Genomic DNA, 19,181 nt, shown 5'->3' on the forward strand with positions numbered 1-19,181 from the left:
GAATATGTTGCAAATAGGGTTAATTGGATATGGAACAGTGGGAAGTGGGGTATACGAACGCCTATCAACTACAAGTAAGCACATTGAACAATTATTAGGTGAGGAAATTAAAATTGTTGGGATCTTAGTAAAAGATCGTCAAAAGAAAAGAGCATTAGATGTTGATGCGGTTGTCACAACTAATTGGGAAGAATTTTGCCAAATCGGTCAATATGATATTATCTTTGAAGCAATAGGTGGAATTGAACCTGCTTTTTCCTACACGGCAGAGTGGTTACAAAGAGGGATTCCTGTCATTACAGCCAATAAGAAACTTGTAGCAGAAAAAGGAAGCATTCTTGAGAAAATGGCAGAAGAGCAATCGACTTATTATGGGTACGAGGCGGCAGTTGCGGGCGGAATTCCGATCATTAATGCTCTTAAAGGAACGTTAATGACGACTTCTATCTCTAGAGTAGCTGGCATATTAAATGGAACGACTAATTATATGTTAACGGAAATGATTGAAAATCAGCGTAGTTTTACGGATGTTCTGATTGAAGCACAGCAATTAGGATACGCTGAGGCGGATCCAACTGACGATATTGAAGGTTATGATGCTTGGTATAAGATTCGGATTTTAAGTCATCTTTGTTTTGGAGAATGGCCTACTGAAGAAACTTTTTCAAGAAAAGGGGTATCTGAGATTGAAGATTGGCATGTAGAGATTGGGGAACGTTTTGGATTTAAAATAAAATTAATTGGTGAGGCATGTGTATCTAAATCTGAAGTAAAAGGTCGTGTCACTCCCGCCTTTTTGACTCTAACGGAACCATTAGCAAACGTCAGAGGGGTTATGAATGGAATTACGCTTGAGGGTAAATCGATCAACGAGCTTTTATTTATTGGACCTGGAGCTGGAAAAGAAGCTACATCTAACAGCATGGTTGAAGATTTTATTTTTCATGAGCGTGTAAAGTCCGTTAATCGAACTACAAATTTAGATGTGGAAGAGGAAAAAGAGACAATTGCACACGCTCTTCTTTTCATAAAACATTCACAAAGAGAAGAAGCTTTGGATTGGGTAAAAGATCAAAAGATAGCTGTTATTGATACATGTGATCATCCAGAAGGTGAAGGGTGGATCATCTGTGAAAAAAATCTACCTTCACCGTTTAAGGAATATCCAATCTATGGGGACGTTGCTTTGCGTAAACGAACAAAAACAATGCACTCAACGCAGTTCGGGGCGTTCTGACTTTAGCTTTTGATAGGTGTTGACTAAAAAATAGGCATCTTCTTTTATATAATAGGTTCGGACGCCTCGATTTGTATGTAAGTAGAGAAATCCCATTGCCCCTTGTTCTGGTTTTTTTCGATATGATATATCAAAAATAGAGGTTAATGGGAAAACATCATCCTTAACAACTAACTGATCTTCAAATAACTTGATATCAAACGTAGTTTCGACAATTCGTTTTTCAGTCCAACCTATTTCTTGATGTACTTCCACGCATGTTTGTGAAGCAAGGAGATTCATGCAAGGCACTTCCTCTCAGGTTTTTTATAGTATATAACTGTAACATAGGATTAACAGTTTTCAAAATGATTATAACACAGAATTTTCTGTCTTATTGATTGACGAATGCAGTAGACTTTGGTACAATAAACCCAACAAGGAAAGATTCCTAAGGTGTACGTATACGTTTACGTTTTGAGCCAACAGTAATGGAACGGGAGCTTGAGTTGAAAGTGTGATTACATGCCTTCGTCGTATGGAAGTAAAATCATTTTCACAGAGCACCCACCTGCTTAGGAGCAGGTTCAAAAACCATAGGTAAAACGGCACTTTTGGGATTCTTTCTATACATAACAATGAAAAAACAATTTCTTTGATTGTAGAAGTTGTTTTTTTGTTGTTTCTTAACTTTCCGCATTTAGACTTTTACCAAACGCTATGGTATAGTCAATTCCGTAAACAAGTTTGGAAGGAGTCAGATCAATGTTGCATCAATTTTCTCGAAATGAATTAGCTATTGGGCACGATGGATTACAGGTCTTAAAAAATAGTACTGTTGCCGTATTAGGTATAGGAGGAGTAGGTTCTTTTTCAGCGGAAGCGTTAGCTCGATCAGGAGTCGGTCGTCTAGTACTTGTTGATAAAGATGATGTTGATATTACAAATGTGAATAGACAAATTCATGCGTTATTATCAACGGTTGGAAGACAAAAAGTGGAGCTTATGAAAGAACGTATTCATGATATTAATCCTGAGTGTGAAGTCATAGCTCTAAAGATGTTTTATACAGAGGAAACGTACGAACAATTTTTTAGCTATGGACTTGATTATGTGGTTGATGCTAGTGATACGATAGAGTATAAAATTCATCTAATGAAACAATGTTTAGAGAGAAAGATCTCGATTATTTCAAGTATGGGTGCAGCTAATAAAATGGACCCGACCCGTTTTCAAATTGCTGATATCTCAAAAACGAGTCATGATCCTATTGCAAAAGTTGTTAGGACTCGATTACGTAAAGATGGTATACATAAAGGGATTGAAGTCGTTTATTCTGATGAACAACCGATTAAAATTCGAGAAGAAATTCGTAAAAAGATCGTTTCTGAAGCAGCCGAAGCGGGAAGCATTCGTAAAGCAAAAATGCCTCCTTCCTCGAATGCATTTGTTCCGTCAGTTGCTGGTTTAATTATGGGAGGGCACGTGATTACGAGGTTATTGAAAGATATTGAGATCAATCGTTAATAGAATGTAGTAGAGCTAAGTCATTATTGATTTTTGGTAATGGAAAATGATCATATATGCACAATGGAACGGAAACGCATTCGGATGGATGCGTTTTTGCTGATGGATAAGTAAAAGAACTAAAACGGTTGATCCCTAAAAAGAACCTCTTTTTGTATGTTCATACAAAAACCTTTGTAATATATCTTAATTTTTTAGAATGTGTTGAATCATTTATGAACTTTTTACTATAATGAAAGCACTTACAACAGGTCATCTGATGACCTGAGGTTACGAAGTTTGATATGTGTACATATAGGGGGAGTAAAAATGAGTTTAGGAGCATTAGCCATATTAGCACTTGTTCCGATTTTAACCGTTTTTTTGTTTTTAGTAGTATTAAAGTGGCCTGCCAAAAGAGCAATGCCCTTGTCTTTCCTGATTACGGTGCTTGTCTCACTTTTTATATGGGGAGTACCAGGAAATCAAATAGCGGCAGCTAGTATACGGGGGGTTACTACAGCTTTAGAAGTGTTATTGATTGTGTTTGGTGCTATTTTGTTATTAAATGCATTGAAAGAAAGCGGTGCCATTCAAACGATCCGTCAAGGGTTTACCGATATTTCACCTGATCGTCGTATTCAAGCGATTATAATTTGTTGGTTATTTGGATCTTTTATCGAAGGTGCATCAGGGTGGGGGACACCTGCTGCTATTATAGCTCCACTTCTAGTAGCCATTGGTTTTCCAGCGATGGCGTCTGTAGTCGTAGCCCTAATTATTCAATCAACACCGGTTTCGTTTGGTGCGGTTGGAACACCTATATTGATAGGGGTTGAGTCAGGTTTAGGAGAATCAGCACTCGTACGTGAAACAGCAGCAAGTTTAGGATTGACATATGATGCTTATATCCGTTCCATTGGTGGAGAGGTAGCCATTATTCATGGACTAGTTGGTTTGTTTATTCCTATATTCATGGTAACGATGTTAACAACGTTCTTTGGAAAAAACAGATCAATTACAGAAGGATTAGCGGTTTGGCCATTTGCCATTTTTGCCGGTTTGGCTTTTACTATTCCATATGCTCTTGTAGCAAATATTTTAGGCCCTGAATTTCCTTCACTATTTGGGGGATTAATTGGTTTAGCTATTGTTGTTCCAGCTGCCAAGCGTGGATTTTTAGTACCGAAAAACGTTTGGGATTTTGATAAGAAAGAGAATTGGAACCCAGAGTGGATTGGTAGACTTAAAGTGTCTAATGAAAAGGTAGGTCGACGTGTTTCTCCATTTATGGCTTGGTTGCCTTATATTATTGTGGGTGTGATCCTTGTTTTAACTAGAGTGAACTCACTTCCTTTTGGAGATTGGTTAAAAGTTGTAAAAATTAATGTGACAGAGTTATTTGGCACAACGATTTCGTTTTCTAGTACACCATTACATTTGCCAGGTTCAATCCTAATTTTCGTCTCTATTATTGTATATTTTCTGCATAGGATGAAACCTGAAGAGTATAAGAGTGCTGTTAAAGAATCGTTTGGGACCGTTGTTAGTGCTGCACCAGCGTTACTCTTTGCTGTGCCGATGGTCCAAGTTTTTCTTAATTCAGGGGTTAATTCTAGTGGATTTGAGAGTATGCCAATCGTTTTAGCTGAGAGTGTATCTATTTTACTTGGGGACAACTGGCCTGCTGTCGCCCCAGCGATTGGAGCGTTAGGAGCTTTTGTAGCAGGAAGTAATACCATTAGCAATATGATGTTTTCATTATTCCAATTCGGAGTAGCCGATAATATTGGTGTAACGGGTTCAACTGTCGTTGCTCTTCAAGCAGTAGGAGGTGCAGCTGGAAATATGATCTGTGTTCATAATGTTGTAGCAGCGTCAGCAGCTGCAGGCTTACTTGGAAAAGAAGGATTAATTATACGAAAAACGATTATTCCTACATTCTTTTACGTGTTTTTGGCAGGAGGTATAGGATTTGTGTTCTTAAATGGATTTGGATTCAATTTAGGTACGCTAATGGTTGCAATTGTCTTGTTAGGTGTTGTTTATGCGTTTACGCAAGGAAGCAAAAAGAGAAAAGAGCTTGATGAAAATAGACGTGTGGCATAACTTTGGTATTTCTATTATAGGATAGACATATTATACTATTAGTAGATATTAGGTGGGTGACTATGAGTAGTTACCCACTAAATTTAGTTTAGTCATCTGATGACCTGATCTTTTGAGGGGGAGAGTAAATGAATGTCTCGTTATTTATCACTTGTTTGGCTGATGTTTTTTATCCGGGAGTAGGAAAAGACGTTGTAGAAGTATTAGAACGCCTAGATTGTAAAGTGGATTTTCCAGCTGCTCAAATATGCTGCGGGCAGCCTGCTTATAACAGTGGATATCATAAGGAAACAAAAGAAGTTGCTAAAAATATGGTTCGTGCTTTTGAACACTCAGAGTACGTGGTCACACCATCAGGCTCGTGTGCTTCGATGTTACTTGAATATCCTCATTTATTTGAAGATGAGCCAGAATGGAAAGAGCGAGCAGAACAATTAGCAAAAAAAACATTTGAATTTACACAATTTCTTGTTGATGTGTTAAAAGTGGAAGATGTAGGAGCTAGTTGCTCTATGAGAGCAACCTACCATACATCCTGTCATATGACACGCTTGCTAGGCGTAAAAGAAGCACCAATGAAGTTACTAAACAAGGTAGAAGGCTTAGAGTTCACTGATTTACCGAATAAGGAGAACTGCTGTGGTTTTGGAGGAACGTTCTCTGTGAAAATGGTACCGATTTCAGAGCAAATGGTAAATGAAAAGATCAGTCATATAGAAAGTACAAACGCAGAGGTACTAATAGGAGCAGACTGTGGTTGTCTAATGAATATAGGTGGTCGGATTGATAGACAAGGTAAACCAATTAAAGTAATGCATATTGCACAAGTATTGAATCAACAAACAAAGTAGGAGGTGAAATAGCATGGCAATGAAAATTGGAAATGAAGAATTTTTTGGACGGGTTGATAAGGGACTGAAAAATGATTTTATGAGAAATGCGATGGTCTCTGCTCAAGAAAGATTGAAGAATGGTCGTCTGAATGCGGCTGAAGAGCTTGGTGATTGGGAAGAATGGCGCGAGTTATCTGAAGAGATTCGTCAGCATACGCTAGAAAATCTTGATTTTTATTTAGAACAATTGGCTAATAATGTAACAGCTAAAGGTGGACATGTCTTTTTTGCCCAAACAGCGGAAGAGGCAAATGACTATATTAAGAGAATTGTTAAAGAAAAAGATGCCAAAAAAATTATTAAATCAAAATCAATGGTTACAGAAGAAATAAGTATGAATGAAGCATTGGAGTCAGTGGGTTGTGAAGTCATTGAATCGGATCTTGGTGAGTATATTCTGCAAATTGACGACCATGATCCTCCTTCTCATATCGTGGCACCTGCTCTTCACAAAAATAAGGAGCAAATTAGAGATACGTTTCAAGTGAAAAAAGGGTATCAGCATTCTTCGAAACCAGAGGAATTAGCTCTTTTTGCTCGTGAGCAGCTGCGCGAGGAGTTTCTGACAGCAGATCTCGGTATTACTGGTTGTAATTTTGCAGTGGCGGAGTCTGGTAGTATTTCACTTGTTACAAATGAAGGAAACGCAAGACTCGCTACTAGTCTGCCGAAAACGCAGATTTCTGTTATGGGTATGGAAAGAATTGTTCCCACTTGGGAGGAGTTAGAAGTATTAGTAAGCATGCTCTGTCGAAGTGCTGTTGGACAGAAGTTAACGAGTTATATTACAGGACTAACAGGACCAAAAGAAGCTGAAGATGTAGACGGGCCAGAAGAATTTCATTTAGTCATTGTAGATAATGGGCGTTCTAAAATCTTAGGAACTGAATTTCAATCGGCCTTACAGTGTATTCGTTGTGCGGCCTGTATAAATGTTTGTCCTATTTATCGCCATATTGGTGGACATTCATATGGTTCGATCTATCCTGGACCGATTGGCGCTGTTTTGTCACCGTTGCTAGGAGGATATGATGATTACAAGGAACTTCCATACGCTTCAAGTTTATGTGCTGCTTGTACAGATGCTTGCCCGGTGAAGATCCCTCTTCATGAACTGCTAGTCAAACATCGTCGTAATATGGTTGAGGAACAAGGGAAAGCAGCGTTCGGTGAAAAATTGGCAATGAAGGGATTTGCCTTAGCTGCTAGTTCACCAAAGATATATAATGCTGGAACGAAGATGGCACCATCAATGATGAGTCCATTAGTGAAAGATGGCAAAATTTCTAAAGGACCTGGTCCGGTTAAACCTTGGACAGATATTCGTGACTTCCCTGAACCTAGTAAGGAATCTTTTAGAAAATGGTTTAAAAACCGTGAAAAGGGAGGGGATTCGCAATGACAAGAGGTTCAGTTCTAAATCAAGAAGCTTTTTTAAATAACATTGCAAGTAGCCTAGGCAGAGATCGACGTAAAGAAAACGTGGTTCGGCCAACTTGGAAGAAACAACCACAGTACAATGTCTATAAGGGTGAATCTCAGGATCAACTTGTTGAACGCTTAAAAGAGCAATGCCAACGAATCCATACGAGTTTTGAAATGACGAAAGCCGAGTCATTACCGCAAGTACTTGAGGAAGTTATTTCCATATTTGAGGGAGAAAGAATAGTTAGTTGGAAAGATGAACGATTTGCAGAATTTGGGCTAGATTCTCTTTTCTTTGATTTGACAAGGAAAGGGAAGGATATCCATACATGGGATCCTGAACGAGGGAAAGAAAATATCGTTCTAGCAGAAAAAGCAGATATCGGGATTACATTTTCTGATATGACATTAGCTGAATCTGGAACAGTTGTTTTGTTAAGTGATGCGAATAAAGGTAGATCTGTTAGTCTATTACCGACTAGTTATATTGCCATTATACCTAAGAGCTCTATTGTTCCGAGAATGACACAGGCGGCAAAAAAGCTTCATGATCTTGCTCAGAAAGAAGGTCAGTTCCCTTCTTGTGTAAACTTTATATCTGGACCAAGTAATAGTGCTGATATTGAGATGAATTTAGTTGTCGGAGTCCATGGACCAGTTAGAGCTTGTTACATTGTTGTGGAGGACAGGTAGATTTTTTGCCTCCTTACATGTTTATCGTCTAGGGAGAAACACATTAATTTGAAAAATATAGTCAAAAAAACTGCAATGGATTCGAACCATTGCAGTTTTTTACTGAATTAGCTTAATCTAACCTTCTATGATTGCTTTATAGCATTAAGAATTAACAAGGGATGTCCCAAAGAGTGAGAAATATTATTCTTGATGTTGCTCAGCATGAAAGATTAAATTATTTAGCTAGCTTTTCTAAATTTCCGTTTTTATCCATTTTGAAAGCTGCAGTAGACAAAGAATCTTCATCTTCTAAAATAGCCATCCTCCTAGCTCTATTCATAATCTGAATAAGAGATTGATAATCCTCTTCAATGATACTATTATCTTGTTTAATTTTCTTTAATTCACGCTCTAACTCTTGGTTGCGTACTTGTAATTCACGGTTTTCTTTAGTTAGTTTTTCATTCTCGCGTTCAAGAGCTGGGGATTGTGCGTTTGTTTGAATCATTGTTTGTAAATATTGAACGACAGATTCCAACGACATCTCGCTATCTAGTGATTGTGTCATTTGTTCCATAGTTGGTTGTGCTGTCCACATCGGTCTCATTTGAGGATAATAGGAGAAAGAGGCAGCTCTCTTTCTTTCTTTGCGCTCTTTTTTCGCTTCTGCAATATGCTTCATATAACGGTTACGAACAACGGCGTTCCATCTAAATCCGCAAGCGGCAGAAGTCCGGTTTAACTCGTCTCCTACTTCATCAAATGCACGAAGCTGTGTACTTCCTTCTTTAATGTGTTTAAGGACGGTTTCAGCTAACAATACATCATCTTCATGTGACCAAGCATCTTGTCTTACTTTCATTCTTATCATCTCCTAAATAGTTGTTGTTTTCTAGTTGATACAAATTCTAACCAGAAAAAACTATATTTATACAAGGCTGATAGAAAAAGATGAAAGTAGTGAAAATACACTCATGAGGTAATCTCTCACGAGTGTAAAAAAATGAATCTAGAAATATATAAATAGTTTATATTTTCATTTGACCATCACGTTAACAAAATTCCATTAAACTGGCAACAAAGAGGATGACTAGTAGAATTTTAATTATTTTGGGTTTCTATGGAGTCGTTCATATACATCAGCTAATGTCATTTCGAATTTACCAGTTCGTTTTGGTTGGTAATACGAGCTGTTTTTAAGTGCATCAGGCAAGTATTGCTGTTTAACCCAACCATGCTCATAATCATGTGGGTATTTATAGTCCATCCCGCGGCCGAGCTGAGTGGCTCCTTGGTAATGAGAATCTTTTAAATGTTTCGGAATCACACCTATTTTACCATTTCGAATGTCAGTCAAAGCAGCATCAAGAGCTTTATAAGCAGAATTAGATTTAGGTGACAAGCATAGTTCAATTACGGCGTTAGCGAGTGGAATACGGGCTTCTGGTAATCCAAGACGTTCAGCCGATTCAATCGCGGATAAAGTTCTAGATCCAGCTTGCGGGCTTGCCAGTCCAATATCTTCATAGGCAATTACGAGCAGTCGTCTATGAATGCTAATGAGATCACCTGCTTCAATTAATCTGGCAAGGTAATGAAGTGCGGCGTTGACATCGCTTCCTCTAATCGATTTCTGGAACGCAGAAAGAACGTCATAGTGGGCATCACCATCTTTATCATGTTGAAAACTCTTTTTTTGAATACAGGATTCTGCTGTAGAAAGGGAAATTACTTTTTCACCTAACTCATTTGGGAAAGTTGACAAGATAGCAAGCTCTAGACCATTGAGGGCGGAACGGACATCTCCACCACATGCTAATGCTAAATGTTCTAGAGCCTCATCCACTACAGTGATTTTTTCTCTTCCATACCCATTTGTTTCATCCTGCAAAGCACGGTTTAAAGCGAGTTCGATATCAGGAGCTGTTAATGGTTCAAGTTCAAATATTTGACAGCGGCTTCGAATAGCTGGATTAATGGAATGAAAAGGGTTGGCTGTTGTTGCTCCGATTAAAATAAGTAGGCCATTCTCCAAATAGGGTAATAAAAAGTCCTGCTTGCCCTTGTCTAGTCGATGGACTTCATCGAGAATAAGAATAAGTTGCCCATACATTTTGGCTTCTTCTACAGCAATCTCCATATCTTTTTTATTATTAACAACCGCATTAAGCATTTTAGAGGGGGTACCTGTTGATCCTGAAATAGCACTGGCAATCGATGTTTTTCCAATTCCAGGTGGCCCATATAAAATCATTGATGATAATTGGCCAGCATCTACCATCCTTCTTAATAGCTTGCCTTCACCAATTAAGTGTTGTTGGCCAATAATATGTTCTATTTTTTTTGGACGCATTCGAAATGCAAGGGGTTGTTTCTTCATGTTTTAGCCTCCATCATACATGCTATTGTTAGTGTAATGGATGAAATTCCAAATGCCAACTAAACGCTACGATAGAAAATAGTTTAAATGAGAAAGGTACGAGTTTGTACCTTCAACTGACCTAGAATGACTGAGTGGTACTTAGGTGCCCGACGCGACTTTAGAAATAAAATGTGGACAGATTATCGAACGGTAGTTTTAAGCGTCTTGTAGCCAAATTGTTTGATTTTCATGCTATAATGGCAAAGACTTATGTAGAGAGAAGGGTTACCCTTGGAGAGAGATAGATATGATAAAAGTAAACGTACATTTTTTATTCGGTGGGGTGCGTTTATGTTCGGATTGATGGTGATGGCGCTTGGGATTGCCATGATGATTCGTGCAGAACTAGGAGGAGCACCGTGGGATGTACTTCATCTGGGTTTAACTTTACAATTTGGTTTAACAGTGGGAACGTGGTCGATCATTATGGGGGCAATTGTTTTAGGAATAACAGCTCTCTTAACAAAGTCATGGCCACAAATTGGTGCTTTTTTAAATATGCTTTTTCTAGGAATTTATATAGACCTTTTTTTGTGGATCGTATCTACTCCTACGAATATGATTGCTCAATACTTAATGCTTGGATTTGGAATTTTAATTATTGGTTTTGGGATTGGGATCTATATAGCTCCTAGGTGTGGAGCGGGCCCACGTGATAGTTTAATGTTAGCTTTGCAAGAAAAAACAGGTTGGAAAGTGCAATATGTTCGAGGATTAATGGAAATAGCTGTGCTTACCCTCGGTTGGATGATGGGGGGGACGGTTTTTATTGGTACCTTATTATTTTGTTTTGGAATCGGCTCTGTTCTAGGGATCACGTTGCCACAGTGCCAGAGAATATTTGATTTAATTATGGAAAGAGGGAAAAAGAATGAAGATATCAACAAAGGGGCGTTACGGACTTACCATCATGATGGCGTTAGCTAAACAAGTTGGTGATGGTCCAATTTCATTAAAATCGATTGCAAAGGAATACGACTTATCAGAGCATTATTTAGAACAGTTGATCGCTCCTCTTAGAAATGCCATGCTGGTTAAAAGTGTGCGCGGTGCCTATGGTGGCTATATGCTAGCAAAGGACGCTAAAGATATAACAGCTGGAGATATTATTCGAGTTCTCGAAGGCCCGATTAGTCCAGTAGAAGTAATGGATGATGAAGAACCAGCCAAACGAAACCTCTGGATAAAAATCCGCGATGCTGTCAAGGATGTACTAGACAACACAACACTAGAAGACCTAGCCACCTACGAAGACTCAGGAGAACAAGAATATTATATGTTTTATATTTAAGTGTTGTTTCAAAAAGGTACGGTCTTAACCTTTTTGAAACAACACGAAGCAATGAGCGGAACCGCAGCAAGCTCTTAAGCCAGTTATGAGCGCTCTTCTCATAACAGGCGTGCAGCGCGAGAAGCCATTGCCCTCTTCGAATAAGGTAATTTTAAATCAAAAAGGTACGGTCTTAACCTTTTTGAAACAACACGAACTCATTTTATTTAAAGAAGGTGAACTTTACGTGGAAGTAGTTTACGTTGACCACGCTGCAACATCGCCACTTCATCCAGATGTGATAGAAGCGATGCTTCCTTATTTTCATACGTATTTTGGCAATCCTTCAAGTATTCATCAGGTAGGAAGGCAAGCAAGACAAGCGTTAGACCAAGCACGTGTAAAAATTGCTCGAAAGCTTAAAGTTTCCGAACAAAGCCTAGTGTTTACAAGTGGTGGGACAGAATCGGATAATATGGCGATCATCGGTTACGCATTGGAACATCAAAAGTTAGGAAATCATATTATTACTTCAGAAATTGAACATCATGCTGTATTACATGCCTGTCAAGAACTTGAAAAACGCGGGTTTGAAGTGACCTATTTACCCGTTGATGAAACGGGGAGAGTAAAGCTAAATGATGTACAAACAGCCCTGAGGGATGATACGATTCTTGTTACCTTGATGTTTGGAAATAATGAAGTGGGAACGATTCAACCTATTAAGGACATTGGTGAGCTTTTAAACGATCATCAAGCTGTGTTCCACACGGATGCGGTTCAAGCATGTGGTGTAGTCGATTTACAATTGGATGAATTACCTATAGATATGCTTTCGGTTTCTGCTCATAAAATCAATGGTCCAAAGGGAATTGGTCTCTTATACGTTCGAGAGGGGATCAAACTAAGGCCCGTCCTTTATGGTGGCGAGCAGGAAAGGAAGCGAAGAGCAGGTACAGAAAATGTGGCTGCCATTGTCGGCTTTGCGAAAGCCATGGAGATTGCAGTTGAGTCTATTAAAGAAAAACAAGAACTCTATCACCAGTTTGCAAGGATTTTAATTGATACATGGACAAAAGAAGAGGTCCTATTTTCTATTAATGGACATCAATATGAGCGGTTGCCTCATGTCATGAATGTAAGTTTCCCAGGTGTGAACATTGAATCGTTGCTGATGAATTTAGATTTAGCAGGAATTGCTGCATCAAGTGGCTCTGCTTGTACGGCTGGTTCAATTGAACCTTCACATGTTCTTGTAGCTATGTTTGGGGATTCAAGTGAGCGGATTCAATCAGCGGTTCGGTTTAGTTTTGGATTAGGTAATACTATTGAACAGATGGAACGTGTTGCTAAAGATACAGCTTTAATCGTAAAACGGCTCGGACAACAAGGTGAATTTATCAGCTAGAAGGAGAAAGGCGGTGGATGAGTGTGAACAAGCGACCTGAAGAAACAAGAGTCGTTGTTGGAATGTCTGGAGGAGTAGACTCCTCCGTAACAGCACTACTTCTTAAGGAAAAAGGCTATGATGTCATCGGGATTTTTATGAAAAATTGGGATGATACAGATGAGAATGGGTTCTGTACGGCAACAGAAGATTATGAAGATGTCATTCGGGTGTGTAACCAAATTGGGATTCCCTATTATGCCGTGAATTTTGAAAAGCAATATTGGGATAAGGTGTTCACCTATTTTCTAGAAGAATATAAGTCAGGACGTACACCAAATCCGGATGTGATGTGTAATAAAGAAATCAAATTTAAAGCTTTCTTAAATCACGCTATGGCTCTTGGTGCTAATTATGTTGCTACAGGTCATTATGCACGTGTAGAAGAGAAAGACGGAGAATTTGTATTACTTAGAGGTGTGGATGACAATAAAGATCAAACATACTTCTTAAATGCGCTTTCGCAAAAGCAATTATCGAAAACGATGTTCCCGATTGGAAATATTCCTAAAAAAGAAGTTCGTGAAATTGCTTTAAAAGCAGATTTAGCGACAGCTAAGAAAAAAGATAGTACCGGAATCTGTTTTATTGGAGAGCGAAACTTCAAAGAATTCTTAAGTGGATTTTTACCGGCTCAGCCTGGCAAGATGGAAACATTAGATGGTGAAGTAAAAGGACAGCACGATGGCCTCATGTATTATACACTCGGACAACGACAAGGACTTGGAATTGGCGGAGCTGGCGAACCTTGGTTTGTGATTGGAAAAGACCTAGAACGTAATGTGTTACATGTCGGACAAGGTTTCCATCATGAAGGTCTATACTCCGAAGGGTTAGATGCGATCGGTATGAACTGGATAGGTGGAGTACCAGTAGAAAAAGAACTAATTTGCACAGCGAAGTTACGCTATCGTCAAGAGGATCAAAAGGTAACGGTATATCCGGGAGAGAATGATACATTAAGAGTATATTTCCATGAACCACAACGTGCGGTTACACCTGGACAAGCTGTTGTGTTATATGACGGTGAAATCTGTCTTGGTGGTGGAACGATCGATCATGTTATTAAGAAGTGGGAAAATGCCTAATTATAGGCATTTTCTTTTTTCAATCATAAAAAGTATGATTAATCGTTAAATGAAATCAGATTATGGAAGCGAGGCATATATATGTTAAATGAAAAAGGGATTGCTTATATGAATGAGCAAAAGTATGAAGAAGCAGCCAAAATGTTTAATGAGGCGATTGAGGAAGACCCGAAAGACCCAACTGGCTTTATCAATTTTGGAAACCTGCTTGGGGTGTTAGGTGATTATGAACGGGCTTTGGCTTTCTTTGATAAGGCGATTGGACTTGATGAGCGCGCGGCTACAGCGTATTACGGAGCCGGAACGATTTATTATAAACAAGATCAATTTGAGGAAGCGACAAAGATGTTTAAAAAAGCACTCATTGAAAAGTTGGATGAAACAGATGTTCATTTCATGTTAGGAATGAGTTACTACCAACTAGGTGCTTTGCCGCACGCTTTAGCCTCTTTTAAAAGGACGGTAGAACTTCAGCCAAAAGACGTTGACGGTCGTTTTCAATATGGATTATGCTTAGCTCAATTAGAACAAATTAATGAAGCTATAGTGGAACTAGAGGAAGTGGTTAAACTAGACGATCAACATGCAGACGCTTATTTTAATTTAGGTGTTGCTTACGCCTATAACGAGCGAGGAGAAGACGCATTAGCCGTTTTTGAACAAGCTCTCATTATTCAGCCAGACCATGCATTAGCAGCGAATGGAAAGAAAACAATTGAACAAGCCATCAAGTAAGGATGATGACATGTGAATAATGGAGAATCAATTTTACCTGAAGAAGAACGAAGCATTGAGCGGGGATTTATAAAAGGAAATGTCATTCACATTGTTTTTCGCAATGAGGAAAATTTCTATACGGTTGCGCTCATTCGTGTACAACAAACGAATGAAGACTTAAAAGAGAAGAAATTAACCGTTGTCGGTGTTTTACCTAAATTAGAACAAGAGGAGACCTTTTTGTTTTTTGGTCAAATAATGGATCATCCTAAATTTGGGGTTCAATATCAAGTCGAACAATTTAGAAGAGATCTCCCTCAAACCAAACACGGAATCATCCAATATTTATCTAGTGATCGGTTTCCTGGAATTGGGGCTAAGACGGCTGAATCTATTGTTGAAGTCTTAGGTGAACACGCCATTACCCGTATCGTTGAAAGTCGCTCTGTGTTAGATGTCGTACCCAAATTACCAAAAGAAAAAGCGGATGCTTTATATGAGCAACTCATTGATCAACAAGGTGTTGAACAAGTTTTGATGACACTATCTAAGCATGGGTTCGGTGTGGAGTTGTCAATGAAGGTCTATCAAGCTTATGGTCTACAAGCGATTGATATTATTCAGACAAACCCTTATCAATTAATTGCTGATGTTGAAGGAATTGGCTTTAGAAAGGCAGATTTATTAGGGGCCGCAATCGGGATAACAGGGAACCATCCTGACCGAATTCGTGCAGGGTGTCTGTTCTTAATTCAAGAGCTTTGCCTTCAGGATGGACATGTTTTTCTTGAAAGGCACACACTGATTCCTCATGTTGTATCATTGCTTTCTTCTTATGAAACGAGAATACCTACACAAGAAGTTGAACAGCAAATTGAGTTAATGCATGAAGAAGACGTGATTCATTTAGAAGAGACGAGAGTGTATATTAAATCCCTTTACTTTGCAGAAAAAGGAATTGTTTCGAGTGTACGAAGGCTTTTAAGTGAAGAAGTAAAAGATGAATTTCCGGAAGCTGAATTTTTAAAAACGTTGGGGAAACTAGAAGAAGAGTTTAAAATGGAATATGCTCCTTCTCAAAAAACAGCTATTCAAACGGCATTGTCTTCAGCTTTAATGATTTTAACAGGAGGTCCTGGTACAGGAAAGACGACTGTTATTAAAGGGATTGTTGAACTATATGCACGTCTACATGGCATTTCCTTAGATGAAAAAGCCTATACAAAAACAAACCCATTTCCAATTTTACTTGTGGCTCCAACAGGTAGAGCGGCAAAACGGATGAGTGAGGCTACTGAACTTCCTGCGACAACCATTCATCGACTGCTTGGTTGGAAAGGAGGTAACGGAGGTTTTGAAAAAGGGGATCATGAGCCTCTTGAAGGAGAACTCTTAATTGTAGATGAGAGTTCAATGGTAGATATCTGGCTAATGAATCAATTATTAAAATCGGTACCAAAAGGAATGCAAGTCGTTTTAGTGGGTGATCAGGATCAACTGCCATCGGTTGGACCAGGACAAGTGCTTCGAGACTTTCTAGATTCAACGGTTATTCCAACTGTTCCTTTAACTGATATATATAGACAAGCAGAAGGCTCATCTATTATTGAATTAGCTCATGCGATGAAGCAAGGAACGATGCCAGTTAACTTACCAGATCCTCAAAAAGATCGCCGTTTTTTTCCTTGTCAAATCGATCACGTTCAACAGGTTGTCGCGCAAATTTGTGAAAATGCTATGAAAAAAGGGTATACAGCAAAAGACATTCAAGTACTAGCTCCTATGTATAAAGGAAGTGCAGGGATTATAGAATTAAACAGAATGCTCCAAAATTTATTCAATCCGAAGACCGAACAAAGAAGAGAATTAAGCTTTGGTGATGTCGTCTATCGAACAGGTGATATGGTCTTACAGTTAGTGAACAATCCAGATGAAAATGTGTACAATGGTGACCGTGGAGAAATTGTTGCCATATTCTATGCAAAAGAAAATCAAGAAAAACAAGACCAGTTGGTTATTTCTTTTGACGGGATTGAGGTAGTATATTTAAAAAAATATCTAAATCAAATAACACATGCCTATTGTTGTTCGATTCATAAAGCTCAAGGGAGCGAATTTCCAATTGTGGTTATGCCAGTCGTGAGAAATTACGCGAGAATGCTTAGACGTAATTTATTATATACAGGGATAACAAGAGCTAAGCAATATTTATTACTGTGTGGAGATCTTAAAGCGATTCATTCGGCTATTACCCAAAAAGAAGAATTAATTAGAAATTCCATGTTACAGTCAAAGCTGCAAAGTTTATTAGTGGAAAAAGCTAACCAACATAACACTTGAAATATTGCCACAAACTATAGATGTTTGGAAAGGTGGCGATTGCTTTGCGGACTTTTTCAACAGTGGAAGGTTTACCGATTATTTCGTTATCTACTGGAAAAGAATATGGACACGTTCAAGATCTTCTTTATCAAGATGGTACAGTGATCGGTTTTCTAATAGATCCTAAAGGATGGTTTACAAAGCATCTTTTTCTTCCAGTTACGTCTATTGAGAATATAGGGACAGATGGGGTAATGATTTCTGACTCTCATGTCTTAAAACCGATGACTCAGCATGAAAAAAGGGCGATTCCTTTAAAGACTGGGAAGAGACGTCTTCATGGAACCGCACTACTCACAGCTGAAGGGGAAAAATTAGGTCTCCTGGAGGACGTATATTTCCAAGAAGAAGTGGGCACGATTATAGGGTATGAAGTGACGGAAGGGTTGGTCGCAGACCTAGTTGAAGGACGTAGTGTCGTCAAAAGCAATTCAAAGCTGACGATCGCTGGGGGGCGTGCCATCCTAACGGAATAGAAGGGAGCCTTATAATCATGCGTTGTCCTAATTGCCAGAGTAAAGATATCGGAAAAATTGGTACAAACCAATATTATTGCTGGAATTGTTTTGTTGAAATGAGTTTATTAAAGGGCAGACTTTCGATGCATCAAGTTGAAGAAGATGGCTCGTTAAGCTCATTAGATGATTTATTTGAAGAGCAGGACCTTCAGGTTGGGATGTAACCCCTTATTAAAACTAGGTCTAACGTTTTTAAAGAAAAGAGTGATTCTTTAAAGAATAGCTATTTATATTAGCTCTTCTAAAAAAGGGTCTCTCTTTTTTTGTATGGATAAAGATCGTATGTACACACTAATACTGGGGGTGTACAGATGAATAAGGAATTACAGCAAAAATGGATGTCTAGGTTAATCCTAAGCTTACTGTCTTTATTAATCATTTTTATGATTGTTCAGCTAATGCCACTACTATCACCCGTGGGAAGTGTTTTTAGAGCATTGTTTTTACCGGTGGGGATTGCCGTTATACTAACCTATTTACTTCACCCTTTAGTAGAGAAGTTACATGATATAGGTCTATCAAGAGGACTAGCTGTCTTACTTGTTTTTTTTATCATCGTCTTTTTATTTGTTTTTCTCTTAATGATTGGTTTGCCAGCTTTTATTAAACAAATACAGCATGCTTTTGAGACAATTCCAGAACAGATCAGACAGTTAGAACAAGAAACGGCTCGAATCCAGCAGCAATTAGAAAATTTACCTGGCCCTTTACAAGAACAATCAAGAGAATGGAGAGTGCAACTTGAGAGAGTCGGTCAAAGTATTTTTGATCAAGTAGAGGCAGCCGCGTTATTTTTAGTAAAATCTGTTTTTTCTTTTATTGTTATTCCGTTTCTTGTTTTCTTTTTTTTAAAAGATCACGATATTATTCAAAAATCAACATGGTACCTTACCCCTAGACGATGGAGAAGTGCATTAAAAAGGTACATTAAAGATGTTGATCACACGTTTGGAAGCTATATTCGAGGGCAATTATTGGTTTCCTTAACCGTTTTTATTATTTCAACTATTGGTCTATGGGCGTTAGGTGTGCCGTATCCAATTGTATTAGGTTTTTTCATGGGGATTATGGATTTAATTCCTTACTTTGGTCCATTTATAGGAGCAGTCCCTGCGGTAGTCATTGCTTTTTTACAGTCTTGGCAACTGGGAGTTTTTACTATTATTTTAATCTTTGTTATCCAGCAAATTGAAGGAAATATTCTCTCACCAGTTATTGTTGGGAAAACGTTACACCTTCATCCTGCTCTTATTATCTTAGCTCTACTTGTTGGAGTTGAGGTTGGAGGATTTATTGGGATGTTAGTAGCTGTTCCAATTTTAGCAATTGGTAAGGTGACACTCTTGCATATTCGACTTTACTTTATGAAAGATTGACAATCGCTTACTCTATTTCTATAATAAAAGTGCAAATAGACAAGTTAGAAACGTCGAAGGAACCAGTATGAAGCAGCCCGTTTCAAGAGAAGTGTACCCGTGGCTGAGAGGTACACTAAACGAAGAGCTTCAGAAAG

General features: G+C 38.5%; 18 protein-coding genes, 1 other RNA gene and 1 other annotated feature (1 of these 20 running past the window's edge). Of the genes, 16 read left to right on the forward strand and 3 right to left on the reverse strand.

Annotation, left to right across the window (positions count from 1 at the left end; all coding sequences use genetic code 11):
• Positions 1 to 4: 4 nt before the first annotated feature.
• Positions 5 to 1,237: a homoserine dehydrogenase gene (locus PQ474_RS13090; RefSeq protein WP_273843944.1), complete on the forward strand. Its 1,233-nt coding sequence runs from the start codon at positions 5 to 7 to the stop codon at positions 1,235 to 1,237.
• Here the strand turns inward: PQ474_RS13090 and PQ474_RS13095 are convergent.
• Positions 1,214 to 1,519, reverse strand: coding sequence for a hypothetical protein (locus PQ474_RS13095; RefSeq protein WP_273843946.1), 306 nt, complete (start codon positions 1,517 to 1,519; stop codon positions 1,214 to 1,216). The genes PQ474_RS13090 and PQ474_RS13095 overlap by 24 nt on opposite strands.
• Before the next feature lie 142 nt (positions 1,520 to 1,661).
• Here PQ474_RS13095 and ssrS point away from each other — a divergent pair.
• The 6 genes from ssrS (at position 1,662) to PQ474_RS13125 (ending at position 7,842) form a co-directional block, all read left to right on the forward strand.
• A non-coding RNA gene (gene ssrS, locus PQ474_RS13100) (6S RNA) lies at positions 1,662 to 1,841 on the forward strand.
• A 140-nt stretch (positions 1,842 to 1,981) separates the two neighbouring features.
• Complete coding sequence (locus PQ474_RS13105; RefSeq protein ID WP_273843949.1) at positions 1,982 to 2,743, forward strand: tRNA threonylcarbamoyladenosine dehydratase; 762 nt, start codon at positions 1,982 to 1,984, stop codon at positions 2,741 to 2,743.
• Between the two features lie 309 nt (positions 2,744 to 3,052).
• Positions 3,053 to 4,831: an L-lactate permease gene (locus PQ474_RS13110; RefSeq protein WP_273843950.1), complete on the forward strand. Its 1,779-nt coding sequence runs from the start codon at positions 3,053 to 3,055 to the stop codon at positions 4,829 to 4,831.
• Positions 4,832 to 4,959: 128 nt separating this feature from the next.
• Complete coding sequence (locus PQ474_RS13115) at positions 4,960 to 5,682, forward strand: (Fe-S)-binding protein (RefSeq protein ID WP_273843952.1); 723 nt, start codon at positions 4,960 to 4,962, stop codon at positions 5,680 to 5,682.
• Positions 5,683 to 5,695: 13 nt separating this feature from the next.
• Positions 5,696 to 7,126 carry a LutB/LldF family L-lactate oxidation iron-sulfur protein gene (locus tag PQ474_RS13120; RefSeq protein WP_273843954.1) on the forward strand — a complete coding sequence of 477 codons (1,431 nt, stop codon included), beginning with the start codon at positions 5,696 to 5,698 and terminating at the stop codon, positions 7,124 to 7,126.
• Positions 7,123 to 7,842 carry a LutC/YkgG family protein gene (locus PQ474_RS13125; RefSeq protein WP_273843955.1) on the forward strand — a complete coding sequence of 240 codons (720 nt, stop codon included), beginning with the start codon at positions 7,123 to 7,125 and terminating at the stop codon, positions 7,840 to 7,842. Before PQ474_RS13120 ends, PQ474_RS13125 begins: the two co-directional genes overlap by 4 nt.
• 217 nt (positions 7,843 to 8,059) lie before the next feature.
• Here the strand turns inward: PQ474_RS13125 and PQ474_RS13130 are convergent, their stop codons facing one another.
• Both PQ474_RS13130 and PQ474_RS13135 read right to left on the reverse strand, forming a co-directional pair.
• The gene (locus PQ474_RS13130) at positions 8,060 to 8,686 is read right to left on the reverse strand and encodes an RsfA family transcriptional regulator (RefSeq protein ID WP_273843957.1); all 627 of its coding nucleotides are present in this window, start codon (positions 8,684 to 8,686) and stop codon (positions 8,060 to 8,062) included.
• 243 nt (positions 8,687 to 8,929) lie between these two features.
• Positions 8,930 to 10,204 carry a replication-associated recombination protein A gene (locus tag PQ474_RS13135; protein ID WP_273843959.1) on the reverse strand — a complete coding sequence of 425 codons (1,275 nt, stop codon included), beginning with the start codon at positions 10,202 to 10,204 and terminating at the stop codon, positions 8,930 to 8,932.
• Positions 10,205 to 10,477: 273 nt separating this feature from the next.
• Here PQ474_RS13135 and PQ474_RS13140 point away from each other — a divergent pair, with 273 nt between their 5' ends.
• From PQ474_RS13140 to PQ474_RS13180, 9 genes are all read left to right on the forward strand, one after another.
• Positions 10,478 to 11,173, forward strand: coding sequence for a YczE/YyaS/YitT family protein (locus PQ474_RS13140; RefSeq protein WP_337956356.1), 696 nt, complete (start codon positions 10,478 to 10,480; stop codon positions 11,171 to 11,173).
• Positions 11,118 to 11,537 carry a cysteine metabolism transcriptional regulator CymR gene (gene cymR / locus PQ474_RS13145; RefSeq protein ID WP_273843961.1) on the forward strand — a complete coding sequence of 140 codons (420 nt, stop codon included), beginning with the start codon at positions 11,118 to 11,120 and terminating at the stop codon, positions 11,535 to 11,537. Before PQ474_RS13140 ends, cymR begins: the two co-directional genes overlap by 56 nt.
• A 226-nt stretch (positions 11,538 to 11,763) precedes the next feature.
• The gene (locus PQ474_RS13150; protein ID WP_273843964.1) at positions 11,764 to 12,924 is read left to right on the forward strand and encodes a cysteine desulfurase family protein; all 1,161 of its coding nucleotides are present in this window, start codon (positions 11,764 to 11,766) and stop codon (positions 12,922 to 12,924) included.
• Positions 12,925 to 12,941: 17 nt separating this feature from the next.
• On the forward strand, positions 12,942 to 14,051 hold the full coding sequence (gene mnmA, locus PQ474_RS13155; protein WP_273843967.1) for a tRNA 2-thiouridine(34) synthase MnmA: 1,110 nt from the start codon (positions 12,942 to 12,944) through the stop codon (positions 14,049 to 14,051).
• Positions 14,052 to 14,132: 81 nt separating this feature from the next.
• Positions 14,133 to 14,786 carry a tetratricopeptide repeat protein gene (locus PQ474_RS13160; protein ID WP_273843969.1) on the forward strand — a complete coding sequence of 218 codons (654 nt, stop codon included), beginning with the start codon at positions 14,133 to 14,135 and terminating at the stop codon, positions 14,784 to 14,786.
• Between the two features lie 12 nt (positions 14,787 to 14,798).
• Positions 14,799 to 17,108, forward strand: a complete 2,310-nt coding sequence (gene recD2 / locus PQ474_RS13165) for an SF1B family DNA helicase RecD2 (RefSeq protein WP_273843972.1) — start codon at positions 14,799 to 14,801, stop codon at positions 17,106 to 17,108.
• Positions 17,109 to 17,152: 44 nt separating this feature from the next.
• The gene (locus PQ474_RS13170; RefSeq protein WP_273843974.1) at positions 17,153 to 17,626 is read left to right on the forward strand and encodes a PRC-barrel domain-containing protein; all 474 of its coding nucleotides are present in this window, start codon (positions 17,153 to 17,155) and stop codon (positions 17,624 to 17,626) included.
• 17 nt (positions 17,627 to 17,643) lie between these two features.
• Positions 17,644 to 17,832: a hypothetical protein gene (locus PQ474_RS13175; RefSeq protein ID WP_273843975.1), complete on the forward strand. Its 189-nt coding sequence runs from the start codon at positions 17,644 to 17,646 to the stop codon at positions 17,830 to 17,832.
• A 147-nt stretch (positions 17,833 to 17,979) separates the two neighbouring features.
• Positions 17,980 to 19,044, forward strand: a complete 1,065-nt coding sequence (locus PQ474_RS13180; RefSeq protein WP_273843977.1) for an AI-2E family transporter — start codon at positions 17,980 to 17,982, stop codon at positions 19,042 to 19,044.
• 44 nt (positions 19,045 to 19,088) lie between these two features.
• Positions 19,089 to 19,181 (forward strand) — a binding site (T-box leader); it runs 113 nt beyond the window's last position.

This window comes from Halalkalibacter alkalisediminis (assembly GCF_028610705.1).
Classification (GTDB): domain Bacteria; phylum Bacillota; class Bacilli; order Bacillales; family Bacillaceae_D; genus Halalkalibacter; species Halalkalibacter alkalisediminis.